Origin of the sequence: Gardnerella lacydonensis, from assembly GCF_048545055.1 — a bacterium.
GTDB classification, from domain to species: Bacteria; Actinomycetota; Actinomycetes; order Actinomycetales; family Bifidobacteriaceae; genus Bifidobacterium; species Bifidobacterium vaginale_C.
The window spans coordinates 60,900-83,623 of sequence record NZ_JBKQXT010000002.1 but is presented as its reverse complement, the minus strand read 5'-3'; the positions used below and the strand labels follow the sequence as shown (position 1 = coordinate 83,623).

The 22,724-nt window shown below is 43.3% G+C and carries 16 protein-coding genes and 1 tRNA gene; 4 read left to right on the top strand and 13 right to left on the bottom strand.

Going from position 1 to position 22,724, the window contains the following annotated elements:
- Positions 1–290: 290 nt before the first annotated feature.
- The gene (locus ACJV45_RS02425; protein ID WP_419397573.1) at positions 291–911 is read right to left on the bottom strand and encodes a 50S ribosomal protein L25/general stress protein Ctc; all 621 of its coding nucleotides are present in this window, start codon (positions 909–911) and stop codon (positions 291–293) included.
- 389 nt (positions 912–1,300) lie between these two features.
- Between ACJV45_RS02425 and ACJV45_RS02420 the strand changes: the two genes are divergently transcribed.
- Positions 1,301–3,367 carry an AMP-dependent synthetase/ligase gene (locus ACJV45_RS02420; RefSeq protein ID WP_116692010.1) on the top strand — a complete coding sequence of 689 codons (2,067 nt, stop codon included), beginning with the start codon at positions 1,301–1,303 and terminating at the stop codon, positions 3,365–3,367.
- A gap of 535 nt (positions 3,368–3,902) precedes the next feature.
- The gene (locus tag ACJV45_RS02415; protein ID WP_419397572.1) at positions 3,903–8,522 is read left to right on the top strand and encodes a coiled-coil domain-containing protein; all 4,620 of its coding nucleotides are present in this window, start codon (positions 3,903–3,905) and stop codon (positions 8,520–8,522) included.
- A 413-nt stretch (positions 8,523–8,935) separates the two neighbouring features.
- On the opposite strand, the gene era is transcribed toward ACJV45_RS02415, so the two are convergent.
- From era to ACJV45_RS02385, 6 genes are all read right to left on the bottom strand, one after another.
- Positions 8,936–10,021, bottom strand: a complete 1,086-nt coding sequence (gene era, locus ACJV45_RS02410; protein WP_419397571.1) for a GTPase Era — start codon at positions 10,019–10,021, stop codon at positions 8,936–8,938.
- An 18-nt stretch (positions 10,022–10,039) separates the two neighbouring features.
- Positions 10,040–11,584, bottom strand: coding sequence for a hemolysin family protein (locus ACJV45_RS02405; protein WP_419397570.1), 1,545 nt, complete (start codon positions 11,582–11,584; stop codon positions 10,040–10,042).
- Positions 11,574–12,101, bottom strand: a complete 528-nt coding sequence (gene ybeY, locus ACJV45_RS02400; protein ID WP_004124548.1) for an rRNA maturation RNase YbeY — start codon at positions 12,099–12,101, stop codon at positions 11,574–11,576. Before ybeY ends, ACJV45_RS02405 begins: the two co-directional genes overlap by 11 nt.
- Before the next feature lie 2 nt (positions 12,102–12,103).
- Positions 12,104–13,405 (bottom strand): PhoH family protein, encoded by a 1,302-nt coding sequence (locus tag ACJV45_RS02395; RefSeq protein WP_419397569.1) that lies wholly within the window; start codon positions 13,403–13,405, stop codon positions 12,104–12,106.
- 3 nt (positions 13,406–13,408) lie between these two features.
- Positions 13,409–13,777 (bottom strand): histidine triad nucleotide-binding protein, encoded by a 369-nt coding sequence (locus ACJV45_RS02390; protein ID WP_004122874.1) that lies wholly within the window; start codon positions 13,775–13,777, stop codon positions 13,409–13,411.
- 113 nt (positions 13,778–13,890) lie between these two features.
- Positions 13,891–14,688, bottom strand: a complete 798-nt coding sequence (locus tag ACJV45_RS02385; protein ID WP_419397568.1) for a 16S rRNA (uracil(1498)-N(3))-methyltransferase — start codon at positions 14,686–14,688, stop codon at positions 13,891–13,893.
- A 118-nt stretch (positions 14,689–14,806) separates the two neighbouring features.
- Between ACJV45_RS02385 and ACJV45_RS02380 the strand changes: the two genes are divergently transcribed.
- Positions 14,807–15,970 carry a succinate dehydrogenase/fumarate reductase iron-sulfur subunit gene (locus tag ACJV45_RS02380; protein WP_419397687.1) on the top strand — a complete coding sequence of 388 codons (1,164 nt, stop codon included), beginning with the start codon at positions 14,807–14,809 and terminating at the stop codon, positions 15,968–15,970.
- A gap of 46 nt (positions 15,971–16,016) precedes the next feature.
- On the opposite strand, the gene ACJV45_RS02375 is transcribed toward ACJV45_RS02380, so the two are convergent.
- From ACJV45_RS02375 to ACJV45_RS02355, 5 genes are all read right to left on the bottom strand, one after another.
- Entirely contained in the window at positions 16,017–16,877 is an 861-nt protein-coding gene (locus ACJV45_RS02375; RefSeq protein WP_353582854.1) for an LOG family protein, read from the bottom strand.
- Positions 16,878–16,946: 69 nt separating this feature from the next.
- A complete protein-coding gene (locus ACJV45_RS02370; RefSeq protein WP_020761832.1) occupies positions 16,947–18,206 on the bottom strand; it encodes a Na+/H+ antiporter NhaA in 1,260 nt (419 codons plus the stop codon).
- 250 nt (positions 18,207–18,456) lie between these two features.
- Positions 18,457–18,529 (bottom strand) — tRNA-Ala (locus ACJV45_RS02365).
- Positions 18,530–18,658: 129 nt separating this feature from the next.
- Positions 18,659–19,783, bottom strand: coding sequence for a hypothetical protein (locus tag ACJV45_RS02360; protein WP_353582855.1), 1,125 nt, complete (start codon positions 19,781–19,783; stop codon positions 18,659–18,661).
- A gap of 77 nt (positions 19,784–19,860) precedes the next feature.
- Positions 19,861–20,856, bottom strand: coding sequence for a DMT family transporter (locus tag ACJV45_RS02355; protein WP_353582856.1), 996 nt, complete (start codon positions 20,854–20,856; stop codon positions 19,861–19,863).
- A gap of 830 nt (positions 20,857–21,686) precedes the next feature.
- On the opposite strand from ACJV45_RS02355, the gene ACJV45_RS02350 reads away from it, so the two are divergent.
- Positions 21,687–22,091 carry a pyridoxamine 5'-phosphate oxidase family protein gene (locus tag ACJV45_RS02350; protein ID WP_419397567.1) on the top strand — a complete coding sequence of 135 codons (405 nt, stop codon included), beginning with the start codon at positions 21,687–21,689 and terminating at the stop codon, positions 22,089–22,091.
- A gap of 174 nt (positions 22,092–22,265) precedes the next feature.
- Here ACJV45_RS02350 and ACJV45_RS02345 read toward each other — a convergent pair whose 3' ends face one another.
- Positions 22,266–22,715, bottom strand: a complete 450-nt coding sequence (locus ACJV45_RS02345) for a DUF3021 family protein (protein WP_004122890.1) — start codon at positions 22,713–22,715, stop codon at positions 22,266–22,268.
- Positions 22,716–22,724 lie beyond the last annotated feature (9 nt).

The following is a 22,724-nucleotide window of genomic DNA, read 5'->3' as shown; positions in this document are numbered from 1 at the left end:
CGAATGAAGAAGAAAAATCGAGAATCTCGGTGATTAAGATATACGCAAAAGTTTTAGATATTCAGAAGGTTTGATGTATTTCTATACGAGCAATAAAAGAGGAGCGTAGCGACGGGAGTTGCGAGGAGAGAAATACTCAAACCTCGCGCAACACCAAGTAGGAAAGCGCGCTACGCTTTAAGCGAAAAGGCAGGTCGATTCGAGTGTGCAGAAATAACAAAAACCGCGCAAGCCAAGAAAATCTTGACTACGCGCGGCTTATAAAATCTTAGAAAATCCTAAGCAAAACCTTACTCGGCTGCAGGAGCTTCTGCAGCAGGAGCCGCAGCAGCATCGGCTGCAGGAGCGGCAGCTGTCTCTTCTGTAGCAGCATCTTCTGGAACAGTGACGCTAACAACAGACTCTTCGCCATCCATGTCGAGCACAACGCCCTCAGGAAGCTTAACATCTTTAGCAAACACCTTGGTGCCATCGGTCAAGCCGTCAACATTAACCACCAAGCGCTCTGGCAAGTTGGCAACGTCTGCGCGAACCTTGAGCTCCTGAACGTCTACGAATGCAACAGCAGCACCCTTTGGAGTGCCTTCAACAAACACTGGCACCTCGACGTCAATCTTTTCGCCAGCCTTAACTTCGTAGAAGTCAATGTGCTCAACGATGCGCTTAACAGGGTTGCGCTGAACGTCCTTAACAACTGCGATTCGCGATTCCTTGCCAAACTTAATGGTAAACAAAGCGTTTGCGTGACGAAGAGAAAGAGTAGTCTCTCTCATTGGAAGAGTCACATGTACAGGCTCAGCACCACCAGCGTAAATGCTGGCTGGAATCAAATTGGCAACACGCAAACGGCGAGCAACGCCCTTACCGAATTCATTGCGAACTTCGCCTTCAAGTGTAATCTTTGTAGCCATATCGGTCTCCTTATGGTCTGGATTATGCGGATAATCTTATTTAAATCCAGCTTCAGGCGCACCGACGCGCCGAAAACCACCATAAGTTGGCTATCAGCCCAGTCGATAACGGAACTTACACAACAATCGCAAGCAACCAACGAATCGCAAAGTGCCTGCTACAAGTATCGTAGTGTTATTCCCTCGCCAAAGCAACTTACCTAGTCTACAAAAACACTTAGACAGATAAAGTCTAAAGTCAAATCCAACACCAAAAGGTGACTTGAATCACACCAACGATTATCATGTATATATAGTCAAAGGCGCATAACAAATATGTGCTCGAAACAAGCTGATTTAACCAAAACAAATTAGCAAATTTAAGCATTTAGCAAAATTAAGGAGCAGATGTGTCCGTCCTAAATACACTCCAGCAGCAAGCTTTCAATCTTGCTCGCAAGGCTTTGCAAATTGGCAGCAACTTCGCGCACCCAGTAAGCGACGACATCGCAGGAGAACCAGACTATTCTATTCCACAAGATCAGCAAGACGGATCACAGAATAAACAGAATAATCTGCTTCAGCAAAATCAGCATCTTCCACGAGTAGACGAATGGGGTTCCCAACTACAAACCACCACTTTCCTAGACCCACAAACTGGCTTGCTAACCACAAAAACGGACGGAAATCCGCCATTAGACGAAGGCACAAGCATCTACGACTTGTATGCAGACAGGGCAGCCAGAATGGGAGATGATCCGCTTTACACATACAAAGAAAACGATGAATGGGTTACAAAAACAGCCAACCAGTTCCTTACAGAAGTTAGAAAAGCTGCAAAAGGCTTGATTCACTATGGATTGCGCAAAGGCGACGCTGTTGCACTAATGTGCAAAACCTCGTATGAGTGGGATGTTGTTGACGCTGCAGTTATGGCTTGCGGAGGCGTGCTGGCTACAATTTACGACACGGATTCTGCCGAGCAAATTCGCAACATTGTAAACAACTCCGACTCGCGCTTTTTGATTGTTGGCACAACTGAAATGAAAGACAAGGCAGATGGAGCTATTGAAGAATGCCCGAGCCTTGAGCGCATTATTTGCATAGAAACAGGCGGATTGGCGGAACTACAGGCCTTTGAATACTCCGTTAGCGACGAAGAACTAGACGAGCGCATTGACTCGGTTAAAAAAACCGACTTATGCTCTATTGTGTACACTTCTGGCTCTACGGCTGCGCCAAAAGGCGTGGAAATGACGCATGAGCATTACTGCACAACCGCGTTAAACTTGCCAACTTATTTGCCGGACTTGCTTAGCGAGCCTAACGGTTCTGTACTTTTGTTCTTGCCTCAAGCCCATTCGTTTGCGCGCGCAATCAACTATATTGTTGTTGCTAGCACGCTTAGAATCTACATTGCGCAAGGCATTACAACGCTTATATCTGACCTTCAAGTCGCAAAGCCAACTGTTATGATTGTTGTTCCGCGTGTGCTCGAAAAAGTGTATAATGCGGCTTCGCAAAAGGCGGGTCATGGTGCTAAGGGACTTGCTTTCCAGGGTGCTGTTGTTACAGCTCAGCAATATATGAAGGAAGTACAGGATTCTGGAGATGCTAAAGCGCTAACAAAGGCTCGCCGCGCTGCTTACGACCCACTCGTTTACCGCCCGATTCGCCAAGCGCTTGGTGGGCGTGCGCGCTGGATTGTTGCTGGCGGTGCGCCACTGGATCCAGAGCTGCTAGCGTTCTTCCGCGGCGCAGGCGTGCCAGTTTACGAGGGCTATGGTCTTACGGAAACCACTGCACCGTGCGCGTTTACTCCTATTGGCGTTCCATTCCGCGAAGGTTCCGTTGGCATTGCTTTCCCAGCTTTCACTTTGCGAATTGCTAAAGATGGCGAGGTGCAAATTAAAGGCACTTGCGTGTTTAAGAAGTATCACAAGAACGAAGAGGCGACCGAAACTTCGTTTACAGAAGACGGATGGTATGCTACTGGCGATTTGGGCAGAATTGACGACGATGGCATGCTTTACATTACTGGTCGCAAGAAGGACTTAATCATTACTGCTGGCGGCAAGAATGTGGCTCCTGGTCCTATTGAAGAAGTGATTAAGCGTTGCGAGCTTGTGTCTCAAGCTCTTGTTCTTGGAGATAAGAGGCCATTTATATCTGCTCTTGTGACTTTAGACGAGGAGATTTTACGCAATTGGCTTAAAACCAAGGGCTTGGACGATACTATGAGCATGGAAGACGCCGTAAATAACGCGGTTGTGCGAGCGGAAGTCCAAAAGTTTGTGGATATTGCAAACGAGGGCGTATCGCGCGCGGAATCTGTGCGAAAGTTCATTATTCTGCCAGAAGAGTTTACTCAAGAAAACGGATTAATGACGGCTTCTATGAAGATTATTCGCCCGCGCGTTATTAAGAAGTATTCCGCATTGCTCAACGCGCAAATGTACACGATTCGCAAGAAGTAGCGCTTAAAGCGTAACTCGCAAATCGCCCAAAACCGCGGTTGACTGGTCTTATAACTGACTAGTCTTCCGCGGTTTTTCGTATCTACACACGATTCAGCGTTTCGTATCTATCCCCCACACCCATGCTTTTTGCATCTACCCCATGCTCATGCGTTACAAATGCCTCACTCGCGAGACAAATCTAACGAAATTAGGGCAAAAAACGTTACAAATGCCTCATCAATGATGCAAATATAACGAATTTAACCCAAAAAACGTTACAAACGCCTCACCTCCGAGACATATATAACGAATCCAGCCCTCGCTCAACAGTAAACAGAGAATGTCGCTCGCACAGATTTAATCCATAGGTATTTGATAAAATCGCATTGAAAACTTGATACCCCCCCCCCGTAGAGCTGTATACTGTTTTCGTATGAAGCAAGGTTTAAAAAAGATCGCAATGGAAGCGAACAAAAATTGCGATTCTCGCACAAAATCTTGTTTAAATAGCAGAGTCTACGATTTTAATCATTAGAAAGAGGAGAGGTTAGTTATGAACGCTAAGCTTGCCGTAGCAATATCTTTAGGCGCAAGTTCTCTTGCATTATTCGGCATGGCAGGTGTTGCCAATGCTGAAACGGTTAATCCAACAAATTCTGGCACAAATCCACAACCTGTTGTACAGACTCCACAAGGTGGAAACACAAATCAAGGTGGTGCTTCTGGGCAGAATCAACCTGGCAGCACTCCTGCAGGCCAGCAAGGCGGTGGAGATAGCGAGGGAACGAAGCCAAAAGAAAAGAAAGATGAAGCTGCAGAACAAGTTATAAAGGATGCAGAATCCAAGAGTAAAGACGCTCAAAAAGATGTAACTGCAGCAGACGAGGAAGTTAGGCAAGCAAACGAAAAGGCAACTAAAGCCAAGAACACTGCCAAAGAAGCTCAGAATGGTTTAAATGCTGCTAAAGAGTTAAAAGATAAAGCAGATAAAGAAAAGACTGAGGCTGACAACAATTTAACCGAAGCTAACAATGTTGTTAAGGAAAACGAGAAAGTAGCTAAAGAAGCTAAAGGCGATGTAGCTGAAAAAGAAAAGACTTTAAAAGACGAGCAAGCTAAGCAGACTGCAGCTGAAGAAGCAAAGAAGAAATCCGAGGAACAAAAAGCTGCGGCTGAGGAAGAAAAGAAAACTGCTGAAAATAATGTTAATGATAGAACCAAAGATTTAGAAAAAGCAAGTGGAACTTTAGAATCTAGGCAAAACGAGAAAAACGATTACGACAAAAAATTAAAGGAAGCGAAAGAAAAGTTAGAAGATGGAAAGACGGAACAATCTCGTTTAGATGATATAGCCGATAGAGCCAAAACAGAACAGAAACGAGCAGATGAAGCTGTTGAAAATAACAAAAAAGAGCAGCAAGAGAAACAATCTGCTATTAACGCTCTCGAGCATCCAGAAACAGCTCCAACAAACGAAAAAGTTCAAAATCTAAAGAAAAAAGCCGAACAGGCTCAAAAAGATGCTACTGCAGCAGAAGAAGCTGCAAAACAAGAAGAGAAAAACGTTACAGACAGAAATAAAGAAGTTGACACTGCTGGAAACAATCTCAAATCAGCAGAAAAAGATCTTGAAAATAACCAAGACGCTAAGAATTTGAGCGATGCAGAAAAAGCTGTGAAAGACGCTAAGAATGCTGCAGATAAAGCTGCTAAGAATGCTTCTAAAACTACAGCAAACTTTGCAGGATTCTTGGATTATGTGATTGAAACTTATAAAAATTCTACTAGCAAAGAAGATAAAGCTCTTCTTGAAGACGCTCAGCGCGCTAAGCAGATTTTGAACGGTGAAAGAGTTGAAATCATGAAGCAAGTCCAGAACGGAGACAAAACAGAAAACGTTCTAGACCGCGTTATAGAAGTTCCTATGTGGTATAAGGATCTCGTAAAGCTCGGAAAAGTTGGCGGCGCGGATTCATTGCAAAACATGAAGGAAGCTGCAACTTACTACGATGCGCTCAACAAGTTACGCAAAGAAGATAGCAATGTGAACAGCGCAAGTACTGAAGAGAAAAAGGCGTTGGGCGACGTTAACGTGCGTCTTAGCTTGATTGCAGAGTCAATTGTAAACTCCTTCTATTCTGGTGCATATCATAATCATGCTCAAAATCACACTGGTTATAAGAGTAACGAAGTGATGAAAACTAACCCGTACAACGCTACAGAAAATCTTGCGTGGGGCAATTACGACGGCGATTCTACAGAGCACAAGAATCAGGAATATGGCAAGTGCTATGTAACAGCAAATGGCAATACGTCTTGTTCCGTTGATTCTGAAAAATATAACGCTCTTAGCGGCTGGTATACGGTTGAAAAAGATCGTTACGACAAGGCTATTGAAGGAACGTTTGTAACTGGCAAAGGTAGCAGTGCGAAAACACACGCGATTTCTGATGCTGGTAAAAAGGTTCTTAAAGAACATCGTTATGATTTACGTCAATACATGTGGCAGCATCCAGATACTAAGTTGTTTGAGTCTGCTGATGATAATAATGGTAATCTTAAGGACATTTTCTTGGAATCTGTGGGTCATTACACGAATTTTGCTAGCAAAGATATTACTGCTGGCGGATTCGCTGAAAGCGACTTGAGTTTGGAAGAAGTTACAAAAACAACCACAAAAACAACCACAGAGGGAACTACATCTACAACTAGCAAAGAAGATGTTGCAGGAGATGTAGCTGTATGGCACGGAAGCAACGAATCTTCGATTACTATTGCAAAGTATAAAAAGCTTCTTGATGATTATGAGAATAGTCTTGGCAGCAGCGCTAAGGCAGAGCTGAAAGAAGATGACGCTATAAACAAGCTGAATGCTGATGCAAATAAAGCAAACTACGATTTGTTTGTTAAAAAGTATGAGCTTCGTAAATTGCATTATGACTTGAACATGAGCGATGCTAACAACTTAGACGCTGCAGATGCCGCTAAATCTAAAACTGGTTTGCAAGATCAGGAAATTGTTGCTCTTGAAAATGATGTTAAAGAAGTTCAAAAGAATATTGACTACATTAATTCAGAGAAGCAAAAAGCAGCAAACTTTATAAAAGAATATGAAGATCATTTGAATGACGTACATAGTCATTGGAAAAATCCAACTGAAGCAAAGAATGTATATGACAATAACAAACAATATTTGGTGTATGCAGAACAAACTATTGCCGAATTAACTTCTGATTTATCTTCTAAGAAGAGCACATTAGATACCGCTAAATCTGCTATAAATACTGCAAACGCTACGCGCACTAATATTGAAAAACTTAAGACTGCTGTTTCAAAAGCAAATACGGAGTTTAAAAAGGCTAAAACTGCTTCTCAAGAAGCAGCTAAAGCTTTAGCACAGGCTCAAGAAAAAGCTAATAGGTTAAATACTGAAGCTACAAAAGCTCAAGAGGCTGCAACAAAGGCTGAGCAGGAGGCTCAGGCTGCAGCTCAGCAGACTATTGAAGAAAAACAGAAGCAGATTACTGAGCTTAAAAAACAACTGCAAACTTTGCAAGCAACAGCACAAGAGTTGAGCACAAAGGCTGCGCGAGCCAAGACAGCTGCTGATGCAGCTCGCGGTAAAGCAATTGCACAGCAAACAAAAGTTGATGTCGAACTTACCAAAGCTGTTAATGAAGCTCAAGACACGGTTAATAAAGCAGAACAAGCTGTAAAATCGGCTGAGCAAGAAAAAACTAGAGCTGAGAAAGCTGTTGAGAACGCCAAAGCAGAGGTTTCTAAATTAGAAACCAAGATATCTGGATTTGCTGCATCAATACAAAAACACAGCAATGAGATTGCAGCTGCAGAAACCAAGGTAGCTGCTGCTCAGCGCGAGCTTAATACAGCAAAACAAACGCAAACTAGCGCTGAAACTGATCTTAACAATGCAAAGCAAGCAGCACAAGAAAAAGCTGAAGCCGTTAAAACCGCTAAGCAAAATGTAGAAAAAGCAATTGTTGCTATTAATGATGCTAAAGAATCTGTTAAGCAAGCTAAAGCTAAGGTTGCTTCTGCTCAATCTGTTCTAGAAGCTGCTAAAGCTAAGGTTACACAGGCTCAATCAAAGGTTGAGTCTTATAAGACTGAATTCGCAGCAGCTGTGGCTGCTCTTCCAGCAGAGGTCCAAACAACATATACTACTGAGTTTGCTGCTGTAACTGGTAACTTTGCAACAATGCTAGTAAATCTTGGAAAGCTAAACACTACATTAACAAATGTTGCTAGTACGTTGCAAACATCAGCACAAAGCCTGTCCAAGGCTGTTCCAGAGGAGCAGCATACAGAAGAACCACCTGCTCCTGTTCCTCCAACTCCAGCTCCTGCGCCAGTTCCATCCCCTGTTCCTGTTCCAACGCCACCAGTAGTACCGGAACACAATAGTGAAGGTGGTTCTAATACCAACACTGGCACTGGAACACAAGAGCAAAGCACTGAGTCAGGAAACGCTAATCAGAATACTGGTTCAACTAGTGCAACGCAGAATAACACTAGCAGCAGTAAGAGCAACACTTCTAATAGTTATAACAGCAGTACGAGTTCTAGCGAATCCTTCGAAAACTACTACAACCAGTATCTTGCAGGATACGCAAACAACTTGTTCGGCAACGAGCAACTCGGATTCCACGCTGCTATTCCAGCTGCGCAATCGCAGAGTGCAAACGGCGCTAACGGAGCTAACGGTGCAAATGCTCAAAACGCTCAAAATGCTAATGGCGTTGCAGCAAATAATGTTGCAGGAGCTGCGCACGCTAACACTCTTAGCGCAAGCAGCGCTAACCGCATAGCAGCTGCTCTTGCATCTGGCGCTAAAGCTGCAGTCAAGGATCTTGCTAAAGATCTTGCTAAAGCACAAGATGCTGCTAAGGATTCTGCTGCTAAGAGCGAGTCTAAGCAGGATAATGCAAAGAACGATGCAAAGGATTCTGCTAAGGATTCCGCAAAGAGCGAATCTAAGAACGAATCCAAGGAAGATTCCAAGATCGCTCAGGCATCTGGCGGCGCACAAGACGGAGCGCAAAGCGCATCCAACAGCACTACGATTAAGATTGTTGCAGCTATAGCGACTGTTGTTGCAGGAATCGCAGCAATCGGAGGCGGCACTTACTTTGCTCGCCATCGTCGCTCGTGACGACCTGCCTGAGCGCTTAGACCGCACTAACGATACGATTTGTTTTCCGCATTTTGTACGTGATTTGGGTCAAATTTGGTACAAAGTGCGGAAGTTTATGTAGTGCGTTTGTATCGCGACACGCCGTATTTTAAGTACAATCGCACTACAAGAAAAATCGAGAATCTCGGTGATGAAAGACACGCAATTGTTCAAGCATGTAAGAGTGCTGGGTGATTCTTGGTCGAACAATATAAGAGCGGCAGCCGATACCAAATAATCCAATGAGCCACCACTACAAACAAACTTCAACCCAAAAACAAAATCAAAGACAAATCGGAACAACCGCAACAACAACCAACACACAAGAGACAGAGCGTTGTGCGAATCGACGACTTCGAGCTGCATATCGCGCGAGAAGTCACCTCGATTCGCTAGAACCCCAAGCGCTCAAGCTTCTTAGGGTCGCTCTGCCACCCCTTTGCAACCTTTACATGCAAATCGAGCACAGCTTTAGCGCCCGTAATACGATTCACAGCAGTACGCAAACGCTTCTTAACACGCACAAGATGCTCCGCACCGCGCCCAATAATAATCGGCTTTTGCGAATCTCGCTCAACATACACCGACACAATCACATGCGCTTTATTATCGTCATATTGCGCATCACCCCCATCGCCTGGGCGCACAATGTCATCTACAACAACCGCAAGCGAATGTGGCAACTCGTCGTCAAGCTCCTCAAGAAAAGCCCCACGAATCAGCTCCGCAATCATGCTAGAAGGGCTTTCCTCGCTAAGCTGATCGTCTGGATACATCTTTGGGCCTTCTGGAAGATTGTCAATCAAAACCTTCTTAACTTCGTCAACATTGTCTCGTTCTAGCGCGCTGACTGGCACAATATCTGTAAAATCAGCAAACTGTTGAATCTCAATCAAATGAGACACCAACTCATCGCGGCTTAGCGTATCAATTTTTGTGACGATGCCAATAAGCGGAACCTTCCACACCCAGTTTCCCGACGCGTCTTTTTTAGCAAAGTCGGAGCGAAGTCGGCTTAAGATTCTTCTATCTCCCGGCCCAATCTCCTGATCTGCTGGAAGCAAGAAAGCAATCGCATCCACATCTGCAAGAGACTCGTCTACAATATCGTTCAAACGCTGACCTAACAAAGTGCGCGGTCTGTGGATTCCTGGCGTATCAACTAACACCATTTGCGCGTTTGGAGTTGTTAAGATTCCGCGAATCGCCTTGCGCGTTGTCTCTGGGCGAGAAGACGCGATTGCGATTTGCGTTCCAATTAGCGCGTTCATAAGCGTTGATTTTCCAACGTTTGGTCTGCCTACTACCGCAACAAATCCCGATTTATAGCCGTTAAAATCGGGCGCTTCTACGCTAGCTTTTAGGGAAGGATCTAAATTAGCAAACATTTCGTCATTCATATCGTCCATATCGTCCATATCGTCCATATCGTCCATATCCTCATTCATTTCATCATTCATTTCATCAATATCTTTCATATTATTCTTAATTCCACACTATTTATCGCCAGCAACTTGCGACGATCTACTGTCTTTGCCACTATCTTTATCGCCATTTTTTCCATCAGTCTTTCCATCGTTTTTCCCATCAGTCTTGCTATCACTCTTTCCGCCGCTCTTTCCACTATCGTCTTCTTCTTTGAGACCTTGAATATCTTTAAGCCCTTGAATATCTCGCTCAACAAGAATAGTGGAGACTTTCTTGCGCCGCCCAGCAGAATCAACAGCGGTTAGTTTAAGACCTCGCGTAACAGCACTCGACCCAACAATCGGCACGTTTCCAAGCAACTTGGTAAGCAACCCAAACACAGTGTCTACATCGTCTTCGTCTATATGAACTTCAAAAATATCTTCCAAATCAGCGATTGGCGTGCGCGCAGGCATTTTCCACACGCCCTTACTCACCTCTTGCGGATCCGCGTGCTGAGTGCGGTCGTGCTCATCTTCTAGCTCTCCAACAATTTGCTCAATCGCGTCTTCAATCGTCACAAGCCCTGCAATTCCGCCATATTCGTCTACAACAACAGCAACGTGTTGGCGGATTCGCTGCATTTCGTGGAATAAATCATCCACTGGCTTGGACTCTGGAACAAGCATTGGACTTCTACTAATCGTAGAAACCGCGCGCGAAGATGCCGCTGGATTAAACACGGTTGCGCGCACAGCATCCTTTAAATACGCGATTCCTTCCAAATCGTCAACCGACTCGCCAATTATAGGCACGCGAGAAAATCCGGATCTTGAGCATAATTTTAGGAAATTTTCCAGCGTCTCATCGTTTTTAACGCAAATCATATCGGTTCGCGGAACCATGATTTCTCGCGTCAACGTGTCGGAAAGCGTAAGCACATTGCGCATCATTTCCGAAACTTCTGGGTCAAAATCGTTTGCTTCCACGAGCCTATCAATACTCGCTTTAGCTTGGTCTAATTGAATATTTTCCAACTCTTCGTCGTCGGAAAGCGCAACATTTTTCTTATGATTTTGGCTTTGATTTTGCGAATCTCCACGGCTTGCGATTTTTGCAAAAGGATTCATAAAAACAGCAATCGAAACTATTCTAGACAAGCGCATTAGCTTAAAAACTGGCTGAGCTGCGCCCACTGACCTTGGTCGCACAAGAATGGAAACAATTGCAACAATCATTGCCACTATTAGTCCGATTAATAACGTTAACCAAAGAGGCGCGCCAAGAGTCGCCGCGATTGCAGAAAAAGCCACACCATCTAGCACGTTACACACGATTCGCACAAACGCACACGCTCCGCTAGTAGCATATCTATCTGCTATAAGCTTTTTTGCTCTGCGTATTCTAGCAAGCTTCCTCAAGCGAACGATTTGACTTTCGCTATCGTTTGTTTGCTCTTCAATCATAAGATTATTAAGACTAGACCTTGTAACTCTTGGCACAGCTCCTTCCGCCGCCGCCATTGCAAGCGAAAGCCACACAAGCAAAACTGCGACTATTGCAATCGCACCCAAGCAAGCCCACATATGCGCAGGTAAATCGGGAATCGGCGGAATTGTAATGTTATTTAGCATGATTTTTCTCGTATTCTTCCAGCTCATTTACGGCACCATCTGGCAAAGTGGCGTCGTAAAGTTCGCCAGATCTAGCTGCAAAGAACGTTAGCAAAAGCTGTCTTTGCAAGCCGAACATCTGCTTTTCTTCTTGAGGCGTAGTGTGATCGTAGCCAAGCAAATGCAACATTCCGTGAATCGTGAGCAATAGCATCTCTTCCATTGTGCTATGCCCTGCCGCTGCCGCTTGTTGAGATGCTACCCATGGGCAAATCACAAGGTCTCCAAGCATTCCTTCACTAACTTTGTCGTCGCTTCCAGGAGTCAGCTCGTCCATTGGAAAGCTCATAACGTCTGTAGGACCTTCTAAATCCATCCACTTTTCGTGAAGACTAGCAATTGGCTCTGGGTCCACAAAAGTAATCGACAAATCGGATTGAACGCTTACTCGCATTTGTTGCAAAACCCACATTCCAAGGTCGGAGAATATTTTTGGGTCGATTTGCCAAACGGTTTCGTTCATCACTTCAACACTCATGATTACTTGCTATTCCTCTCAAGACTTTGCGATTCTTCGGTTTCTGGCGACTCTTCGGTTTCTGGCGACTCTGCGGCTGCTGGCGATTCTTCGGTTGCTTGCGACTCAAGACTTTTCCGATTTCTGTACTTCTCGCGCCTAAAATCAGCCTCGCGCTTTTCCCACGCTTCATACGCTTCTACGATTCGCCCAACAAGCTCCGCTCTAACAACGTCTTGTGCATTTAAGTGAACAAACGCAATACTTTTAACGTCTTTTAGCACGTTTTCAATCGAAGCTAAACCAGATTTTGGAACCGCTAAATCGACTTGCGTTCTATCTCCCGTAATCACCATTGTGGTGTTAAATCCAAGACGCGTCAAAAACATCTTAAGCTGCTGAACAGTGGCATTTTGCGCTTCGTCTAAAATAACAAAAGCGTCATTAAGCGTGCGACCTCTCATGTATGCAAGCGGAGCCACTTCCACAACGTTTTCGTCCATATACCTCTTAAGTTGCGGCGCGCCCAACATGTCGGAAAGCGCGTCGTAAAGTGGCCTTAAATATGGGTCTACTTTGTCGTTTAGTGTTCCTGGCAAGAATCCAAGATTTTCTCCAGCTTCTACAGCAGGGCGCGTCAACACTATTCTTCGCACTCGCCCGTCTTCTAAAGCTCTAACCGCTTTAGCAACCGCCAAATACGTTTTTCCGGTACCAGCAGGCCCAATGCCAAACGTTACGGTATTTGATTCCATTGCTTGCACATAAGCCGTTTGACCCGCAGTTTTTGCGCGAACAGGATTTCCGCCTGCAAAAGTTATAACGCCTTTAGCCATTCGCGCTTTGCGGCTCATTGCGCGCCTTTTAGCATCTTCACTAGATGGCATTAAATCGGCAGAATCTCGCGCAAAATCGCTTTCCATTGAAGCAGAGCCAAAGCCAGCCCCATCTCCAGCACCAGTACCAGCACCAAAAGACTTTAATCCGCCAAAAACTCCGCCATTGTGCCCAATCCTATCGATTCTCACATTATGTTCAGCGCCTTTAAGCACATCTCTTTCTAACATGCGTTTTACAGCATAAGAATCAACAGGAGCTTCGTAAGCGCAGTCAACTATTTTGCGCAACGCGTGTTCGGCTTTGCAAGCGTCTTCCTCACTTCTTGCGCTTCTAGATACGATTTTCACACAATCCGCATGAACGGAAATATCTACGCTTGGAAAAGCCTTCTCCAACTCTCTTAAGTTTGAATCTGCTGCTCCTAAAACAGCAACTGGGCTTAATTCGCTTGGAATTTGAACAATACGCGTTGTACTATTTGCCACGATTTATAAACTACCTTCTTCAAGTTTTTCGCCTGTTAAAACATGAGCATGAACATGGAACACGGTTTGACCAGCTCCCAAACCAGTGTTAAAAACAAGGCGATAATCGCCATTATAAAAGTCGTTTGCAATTTTTTGCGCAACGCATGCAATATGAGCCAAAACAGCAGAATCATTTTGCGCAAGATCTGCAACATTCTTGTAATGATTGCGCGGAACAATCAAAACATGCACCTTGGCTTGCGGATTAATGTCTTTAAAAGCCACTACCGAGTCGTCTTCATACACTTTACTGCTTGGGATTTGCCCATCAATTATCTTGCAAAAAATGCAATCGTCGTCAGTTTTGTATGTTTTGCATGCTTTATCCATTATTTTGCCCACTTTTCAATAATTCTTGTTGCAATTCTTATTGCCGAACACCATTTACTATTTTACACAGAACACGCACAAAGCTCTCAAAAATTGCTCGCAAAGATTGCTTACTATTCATACCTGCCAAGTGCTCTAGAAAGCAACGATAAGCATACTGGTCCTGCTGTAGATGCGCGTAAAATATTGCTTCCTAAAACGCAACTTTTAGCGCCAGCGTCTATAAAACTTTGCACTTCTTCTTCGCTAATTCCGCCTTCTGGCCCCACAATTACGTAAACAGTGCGCGTTTTGCCGTCTTTTAAGCATTTTTCTGTTAAGTCGTTTACGTAGTTTTCGATTTGACTAAAAGAATCCGTTGCGTCTTGATGCAAAACAACTACAAGACTTCCGTAAACGCATGCACGCCTACAAATCGCTAGAATCTGCTTGCTTGTGACTGGTTCTAAAAGTTCTGGCATCCACGCTCTGCGCGATTGCTCCGTTGCAGCCTCAAGCACCTGATTCCATCGCTTATCTGTGCGCCCTGGCTTCCATTTTGAGATTGACCTATTCGCGCACCAAGGAATTACTTCATCTACTCCGATTTGCGTAGCCATGTCTATTGCTTGCTCGTCATGGCCTGTTTTTGCGAGCGCCTGAATAAGCGCTAATCGGGTTGTTGACGCTGGCTCTTTTATAAACGAATCTACTCTAACTAAGCCGTTTTCGCTGTCTGTAATTGTTGCGTGAATTCGCACTCCTTTTCCATCCGAAAGGTCTAGCGAATCGCCCTCCGAAAGTCGCATTGCGCTTATTGCATGCCTTTTAACGTGTTGAGGCAAGCTAAGAGTCCAGCCCTCTTCAATACCGTTTGCAAGAACGGGCGCATCGTCTTTATTTGTATCCAGCAAAAACAAAGCATCTGTCATAATTTAAGCCTAACGTTAGGCGCAGCCAACATTTTTGTTTACTTCTGTATTTCTGTGCAAGTATTTCTGTGCAAGTATTATGGCAAACTAGAATTGTATGAATTGGAGGTATGCGCAAATGGTTGACGATTTTAGACGCAACTTTGCGCATCCCATTAATCAAGATTGTACTTTACAAGATGAAGCTTTTGTGACTTTTCGCATATCTCGTTTTACACCAAATGATGATTTTTGCGACTCTTCGACGGCTCTCGACTCTTCGGTTGCTGGCGACTTAAACTCTGGTTCAAACTCTGATTCAACACCAAGCACTTCCACTAACTCCCATGGTTTAGTTAGAAGACAACGAGAAAGCCCTTTTGCAAAAAAGCGCAAAAGTAACCCATTTTCAACGCAAAATTCTGGCGATTTACATGCCAAACCATTAAGCGGAAAACATTGGATTCAAGATTATACGATTCGCGCGCGCAAAAACGACACGATTTTAGACTGTTTGCTTAAAATTAAGCGCACACTAGACCCCACTTTGGCATTTAGATACTCTTGCGGTCACGGCGTTTGTGGATCGGATGCTGCAAATGTAAACGGCATGCCCACTTTACTTTGCACAGCTACAATCGCCCAAAACGCTAGGCAAAATACGCAAACTCAAGGTGTTAGATCAAGCGGTTTTAGAAAAACTGGTAGCGTAAAGTCGCAAGCAACCGCAACAGCAACAACAAACGAAAATCACAATCCGCAAGTGAAATCTCAAGAAATGTCTTCTTTAATCCAAAATGGAAGCTTTGGCATTATTGAAATCGCACCACTTTCAGGCTTTGCTGTTCAAAGAGATCTTATTTGCGACCTTTCTACAATGATTGCTCAGCTTAAAAGAATGGAACCATATTTGCAAGCGCAAAACGTTCAAACAAGAAACAGCAGCGGAAAGCTTGCGATTATTGAGTTTTTGCAACACCCAGAGCAGCTTGCAAAGTTTGAGCTTTTAAGCAATTGCATAATGTGTGGAGTGTGTGAAGGAATTTGCCCAGTTTATGCAGGCGGAGAAGCGTTTATTGGACCTGCAGCGCTTATAAATGCTGCGCGATTTATTAACGATTCAAGAGATAACGCCACTAATCGAAGATTAGATTTGGCGGATTCTAGCGACGGCATAAGCGCGTGCCAATCCGTGCGCGCGTGCTCTAGGCAGTGTCCGCGCGGAATCGACGTTGGAGAAGAAATTTGGCAACTTACAACGCTTATAAATGAGCGAAAAATAAGCCAAAATAAGCAAGGATAAGATAAGACTAGCCACAACTATCTAAGATTAGATAAGACAGCTAAGACTAGTTAATAAACTTATCTCCGCTAGCGATTCGCACAGCTTCTATAGGATCGTCTGTAATCGCAAGCAAACTAGGGTCAAAAGACGATATAAGTCCTCTTTCTTTAACCGTAGTTTCAATCCAATTCATAAGACCCTTCCAATATTCGCTGCCAAAAAGCACTACAGGAATTTTAGAAACCTTATGCGTTTGAACAAGCGTAAGCGACTCAAAAAGTTCGTCCATTGTGCCAAAACCGCCTGGGCACACAATAATTCCTGAAGAATATTTTAGGAACATTGTTTTGCGAACAAAAAAGTAGCGGAATTGCATACCGAGATTCACCCATTGGTTTAAGCCCTGCTCGTGAGGCAATTCGATTCCAAGCCCCACGCTTGTTCCTCCAGCTTCTGCAGCTCCGCGATTTGCCGCTTCCATAATTCCAGGACCGCCGCCCGTAATCACCGCAAAACCGCGTTTTACAAGCTCTTTGCCCATTATGCGAGCGCTATTGTATTCTGGCTCATCTGGCTTTATGCGAGCAGAACCAAACACGCTAACAGCTAATCCAAGTTTTGCTAAAGCGTCGAAGCCATCAATAAATTCGGCTTGTATTCTAAGAACTCGCCAAGGGTCAAGTCCTTGCCACGCGTGATTATCTTGCAAATCGCCGTTAGGTAAATCGTGTTGCAACAGCGTTTCCGTTGTGCTTTCCTTAGGAATCATTGGACCGCGCATCATTACGGCGCCGCTGTAATAAGTGTCTTTCCAAGGTGAGTTCTGTTCGCTTTGCGCGCGCAAGTCGCAAGAATTATCTGGATTATCTGGTTTACCAGAATTACCTAAATTATCAGAATTACCTAAATTATTATTAGAAACCATAAGTCACCTTTAGAACTTTCTAGTCACTTTCTAGTCATCTTGTAATCGCGTTAAATAAACGCATTAAAGTCACTCTTCAATATCGTCTAATTCTTCTTCCATATGATTCGATTGCTTTGCAAGCATAAATCCCGAAACAGCAGCCGCAATAATAGACGCCACTAGTACGCCGAATCGTGCCTCGCCCGAAAGATCCGCGTCGCTATAAGAAAGCGAAGCTATTAACAAAGACACAGTAAAGCCAATTCCGCACGCGCATGCTGTAGGAAAAAGATCGCGAACGCGCAAATCGTCTGGAACGCGCAAGCCCATAACTTTCTTAGCAATCCAAGCAGTAATCATAATTCCAAGAGGCTTTCCAACAACTAGCGCAATCGTAATCGCAATTAATATTGGAGACAAGAACAGCTGCCAAGTCAAAGTTTCAAAATGAACTCCAGTTGCGAAAAGCGCAAAAATAGGCAACGCAAACAGAGAAGACAAAGGCTGAATTTTCTGGCGATACCTTTCAGCTCTAAGCGACTTTTCGCCGTGAACAAGATGCGCAGGAGTTAGCAAACCAACCATTACGCCTGCAAGAGTAGGGTGAACGCCGGCCTGATACATCATAACCCACGCAAGCAATCCAACAAGAGCCACAACTGGCCATGGAACGCGCTTTAATCGCACAAGCATAGTCCACACTAATCCGCATAAAACAACGCCTACAAACCAATACCATGCGTTAAGCGAAGAGAAGAATAATGCGATTAATGCGATTCCAAGAAGATCGTCAACTGTAGCCAGAGTCATTAAAAATGCGCGCAATGCTTTAGGAAGCGTTTTAGCAAAAAGCGCAAGAACCGCCAAGGAGAATGCTATATCTGTTGCCGTAGGAATAGCCCAGCCAGCGCGAACCATGTCTAAAGACGGAAGCGCTCCAGAAGTAAGTCGCATAATCTCTTGACCAGCGTGCAACTCCGAGAATATTGTAACAGTTCCAGCAAAAAGAATAGGAGGAACAATCATGCCACCAACCGCGCAAATCATTGGCATTGCTGCCGCGCGAGGGTCTCTAAGCGATCCTGCAATAAGCTCGTGCTTTAAGTCTAAACCAACTGTAAGGAAGAAAATAGTTAGCACGCCGTCTTGAACCCAGTGGCTAATCGACATGTGAATATTTGTGTATGGAATTCCGATTTGCGTGTGGGAAACAGCTTCAAAAATCGGCGACGTAAATGGCAAATTTGCAAGCATTAACCCAGCTAAAGCAAATCCGAGCATAATCAACCCAGACGTACGCTCATTATTGGCTATTTTGCATACTGTTTTCCAAGAGCGGCTTAGCATTATGTAAATCTTCCCTCCGATTTTCTATCTTTTATTTTCTATTTTCTATCTTTGACTTTTGACTTTTGACTTTTGACTTTTGACTTTTAGTTTTTAATTTCGACTTCTTACTTTCGACTTTTGTTTAACAATTTACGGCATATAAATTTTATGCGATAAAGTTTATGCACCTAGGACTTATAAGTATATAGGATACGTATCGAAATATAACAAAAAACGCCACCTCGCTTAGAAGTGACGTTTCAAATCGTGGAGCTAGGGGGATTCGAACCCCCGACCCCCTCCATGCCATGGAGATGCGCTACCAGCTGCGCCATAGCCCCGTTTTTAATTGTGCGGCTCAAACGAACCTTTGATAGAATACAACAGATTTTGCTACCAACCAAACTCGGCGTGTCGTAAGCTCCTCAATTTTTTTTGTAAAAATATGGATTTATTGCCACATAAAGCTATTACTCGCCACTACCCGATGATTGTTGCGATCCAGATTCTCCCTGCTGTACGGAAGTACCACCATCCGCACCATTAGGTGAAGAATAAGAAGGAGATGAAGGAGACGAAGCCGATCCAGAATCTGTGTTTTGTGAAGAATCGCCTTTCGATCCGCTAGATTTTGAGTCAGATCCAGAATTGTTTAATCCATCCGCACCCTTTGAATCACCGCTATTCGAAGAGTTTTTATCATCTAAAGAGTTTCCTTCATGATTATTCTCATCTTTTTTATCAGACGGTTTTTTATCCGAACTATTCTCATCATTCTTATTGTCTTCACTAGATTTGGAATAGTTGCCTGAATCCTGATTCTGGTTTTGAATACGATTATTCTCACTATTTTCAGGAGCCTGATTTCCCCTATTAGTCTGATTATTATTTTGCACAGGGTTCTGCGGTAAATTGTTTAAATTATCAGTGCCTTTTCCTTGCGTAAACAGCAGAACCATGCCAGCAGTAATAATCACCGCAGCAAGGGCGCTAAGAACAGCAACTAAAATAGTAAGTCGTTTGTACCTTGACTCATTATCTACGTAACTTTTCTGCTTTGCATAGTCATAATCACCATTGTTGCCTAATCTACGCTTTGCGTCGGTTAAGGTAAGCAGAGAATCCGAATCCCCTTCCGAAAGCGAATTATCTTCTTCTTTCATCTTTCTTAATGAAGACAATTCCATGATGCTTGTGTTATCGACGCTATTATTAGGATTTTGCTCAGAGGCAGTAGCCATAACTTTTCTAACTGTTTTTATTCTGCGAGGTTCGTTCGCTTCATGAACCTCATATTCTTCTGGCATATCATCCTCTAATGCAATAAACCGCGCATTATTTACAACTTTAGTGTCATCATCTGCATAATGGCTTGAAACTGACTTTAATGCAGAAGAAGACTGGATCTTTTTTGAAGACGCGTGAATAACATTTTGATAAAGTTGTGATGCTACAGCAGACACAATCGAACCTATTGCAACACCAATTACTGATCCTGCTATACCGATCTTTGACGATAGAAGGAATGCTGTAACAGCTGCTAAGGAACCAGCCAGCACTTGCGTAAACGATATTCCTTTGAAGAAGTTCTTCACAAGTACCACCTTACAAAATTATTATTTACTACTATTCAAATTGACAATTATTGACAACTATTTAAATTGACAACTATTTAAATTGTAGATGCTGCTGCAGATGCAACTTTAGACTCTGTTCCAGAAATTTTCTGCTTATTTTTGATTTTTAAAAGCTCAATATGCTCTGCCAAACTTGCAAGCAAAATCGCAGCAAAAATCAATGCAAAGCCAATAAAAGCAACGCTTGTTACGCGCTCATTGTAAAGAATGCTAGAGAATAGCAATGTAAACAAGCATTCTGTGCACATAATCACGGAAGCGTTAGCTGTTGAAAGATAAATCAGAGTATAGTTTTGAATAATTTGCGCAAGAACAGTTACTATCACTATAAGATAGAACATGTTCGTAATAGTTATCCAATTATCTTCGGCATTGAAGTTAGGCAAAGGCTCACTTATTGCAGCTCCGCACAAAAATAGAACTCCAGAAACACTAAACTGACCGAATGTTAAAGCAACGGGATTGTATTGCCTAGAATAATACGCTAAGTATGTTAAGTTAAACGCAAAAACAGCCGCGCAGATAAGAGTTAAAACGTCTCCGTGAGAAAGTGTAAGAACAAGAGATCCTGGCTTTAATGCAACGAATCCAACACCTACAACGCATGTTAGAGCCGCAATAATTCCTAAAAGCGTTGGCTTTTTTCTAATAATTATCCAAGCAGAAAATGGCGCTATAACACAGTATGCGGCTGTAAGAAATGCGCTTCTACCTGGATCAATCCACCTTAATCCTTCTGTTTGCGTAACTAAAGATGCGTAGTATGTAACGCCTGTTAAAAGCGAAGGAATTATCAGCTTTTTAGTAAAATTTTTGCGGATTGTTTTAAAGAAGACTACGCCCATTATTATGCACGCTCCAAGCATGCGAACTCCCATAAGCCATTGAGGTGGGAATACCTCTAGAGCGTATTTAGATGAGACGTAGCTTCCGCCCCAAATTGCGGCGCATAGAAGCAACATGATTCGCGCGAAGTTTACGTTAATTCGATTGTTCTGCCTTGGTTGAACCGCGCTATTTATTTCACTCATGTCACTCCCCTCAATTTCTTGCAAATCACAAGTCTATAGCATTAAATTTTTCTTTAAGTTAGCTAAATTGCCTTATAAACTTTATAGAATAGCCACAAAAACAAGAAAAGTACAACCTATCGGCGTTCCTTCGGAAAATTTCCTAATTGACAACTGAATTGGTTGTACACACTGCGACTTTACCTTAATATTTACGATTCATGATTTACAACCAAAAATTTACCAACACATAATTTATAATGATTTATGTAGTGCGTTTGCTCCACGCACGCCCGAGTTTGTTTATCTTTCCCCGCGTTTGTTCCCAACTTTGGCATTTCGGTAAACAAAAGCAAGAGCACTTTCCCGCGTTTGTTCCCAACTTTGGCATTTCGGTAAACAAAAGCAAGAACACTTCCCCACGTTTGTTCCCAGATCGACCCATTTGGTAAACAAAAGCAAGAACACTTCCCCGCGTTTGTTCCCAACTTTGGCATTTTGGTAAACAAAAGCAAGAACACTTCCCCACGTTTGTTCCCAACTTTGGCATTTTGGTAAACAAAAGCAAGAACACTTCCCCACGTTTGTTCCCAACTTTGGCATTTTGGTAAACAAAAGCAAGAGCAACGACCTGCCTTTTCGCTTAAAGCGTAGCGCGAGCGATTTACCGACTTTGTAGCTCTAACGATATTCGGCAATTAGTGATTTAAGTCACAAGTTTAGGCATTTTTGCAAAAACACATCGAATTTTAAGCCTTTATATGCAGGATTGCGCGTAATCTTAGATGTGATTGAATCATAATTATATGATTGCGCGATTGCACAATAATCAGTTGAAGAAAGGACTCAACATGGCAGCTCTTAGTGAAGATATGAAGACTTTTATCGCGAACAATTTGGCTTGGATTGCAACGATTAGCAAAGATGGCGAGCTTGATCTTGGACCAAAGATGTCAATGTTTGTACTCGACGACAATCACCTTGCCTATCATGAGCGCACTGCAGGTCAGCATTATAAGAACTTGCAAGACGGCAGCCAGCTTGTTGTTGCCGTTGCAAATTTGGCTGAAAAGAAGGGATATCGCTTCCGCGGAACCGTTACTCTTCACACAGATGACGCGATTTACGAAGAGCAGGTGCGCGTTGCAGAAGAAAAAGGCACGAAGAAGCCTGCTGCTGTTCCTGTTATGGAGATTACTGAGATTCAGGATTTGACTTCTGGAGCTAATGCTGGAAAGACAATTGCTAAAGATTAATCAAAATACTAATTTTTAGCAAAAATCTAACAAAACGCCGAATTTTTAGGTCTCTAATACGAGGCATACAATAGCGAGTGGCGTTCGTCCTCAATGGCGAAGATGAACACCACTCAATTATTTACTTTATGATTTTATTTGATTATTTTATTTGATTATTTGATTGTCACTAATTTACTTGCTTTCTTTACGCAATGCTTGCAATCTAGAGTTCATTTCTTCCGCTTTCTTCTTCTCGAAGTAATAGATTATTCCAGCAATTGCAATCGGGAAAATAACAGTGAACGCAATCCATCCGCAAATAACCGCTGGCTCATCTTTGAATGAAATCCATCCAACAATCACAGACACAATAAATTGAATAGCAATTGGTGGAACTAGCGCAAAAACAAACTTTGCAAGATTTGACATACGTTCATTCGACCAAAAAATAGCGAACACTCCATAGCCTATGCCTATAACAAACGCTGCTACAGCATAAGATGCGATTCTGTTTCCAACCGCGCTATGCGCTAACAGGCTTGAAATAAAAGACATTACTGTAAAAATAGTGCATCCTATGCCAATGCCATTAACAATGTTTTTTACCATTGTTTTACCTAATGTTGTAACTTGCTTTTCCATAATAATCGC

Bases quoted from the DNA above. Each gene is read 5' to 3' on its own strand.
- ACJV45_RS02405 (WP_419397570.1), bottom strand. From the start codon at position 11,584: ATGCTAAATAACATTACAATTCCGCCGATTCCCGATTTACCTGCGCAT.
- ACJV45_RS02345 (WP_004122890.1), bottom strand. From the start codon at position 22,715: ATGGAAAAGCAAGTTACAACATTAGGTAAAACAATGGTAAAAAACATT.
- era (WP_419397571.1), bottom strand. From the start codon at position 10,021: ATGAAAGATATTGATGAAATGAATGATGAAATGAATGAGGATATGGAC.
- ACJV45_RS02390 (WP_004122874.1), bottom strand. From the start codon at position 13,777: ATGGATAAAGCATGCAAAACATACAAAACTGACGACGATTGCATTTTT.
- ACJV45_RS02425 (WP_419397573.1), bottom strand. From the start codon at position 911: ATGGCTACAAAGATTACACTTGAAGGCGAAGTTCGCAATGAATTCGGT.
- ybeY (WP_004124548.1), bottom strand. From the start codon at position 12,101: ATGAGTGTTGAAGTGATGAACGAAACCGTTTGGCAAATCGACCCAAAA.
- ACJV45_RS02385 (WP_419397568.1), bottom strand. From the start codon at position 14,688: ATGACAGATGCTTTGTTTTTGCTGGATACAAATAAAGACGATGCGCCC.
- ACJV45_RS02380 (WP_419397687.1), top strand. From the start codon at position 14,807: ATGGTTGACGATTTTAGACGCAACTTTGCGCATCCCATTAATCAAGAT.
- ACJV45_RS02370 (WP_020761832.1), bottom strand. From the start codon at position 18,206: ATGCTAAGCCGCTCTTGGAAAACAGTATGCAAAATAGCCAATAATGAG.
- ACJV45_RS02350 (WP_419397567.1), top strand. From the start codon at position 21,687: ATGGCAGCTCTTAGTGAAGATATGAAGACTTTTATCGCGAACAATTTG.
- ACJV45_RS02415 (WP_419397572.1), top strand. From the start codon at position 3,903: ATGAACGCTAAGCTTGCCGTAGCAATATCTTTAGGCGCAAGTTCTCTT.
- ACJV45_RS02375 (WP_353582854.1), bottom strand. From the start codon at position 16,877: ATGGTTTCTAATAATAATTTAGGTAATTCTGATAATTTAGGTAATTCT.
- ACJV45_RS02355 (WP_353582856.1), bottom strand. From the start codon at position 20,856: ATGAGTGAAATAAATAGCGCGGTTCAACCAAGGCAGAACAATCGAATT.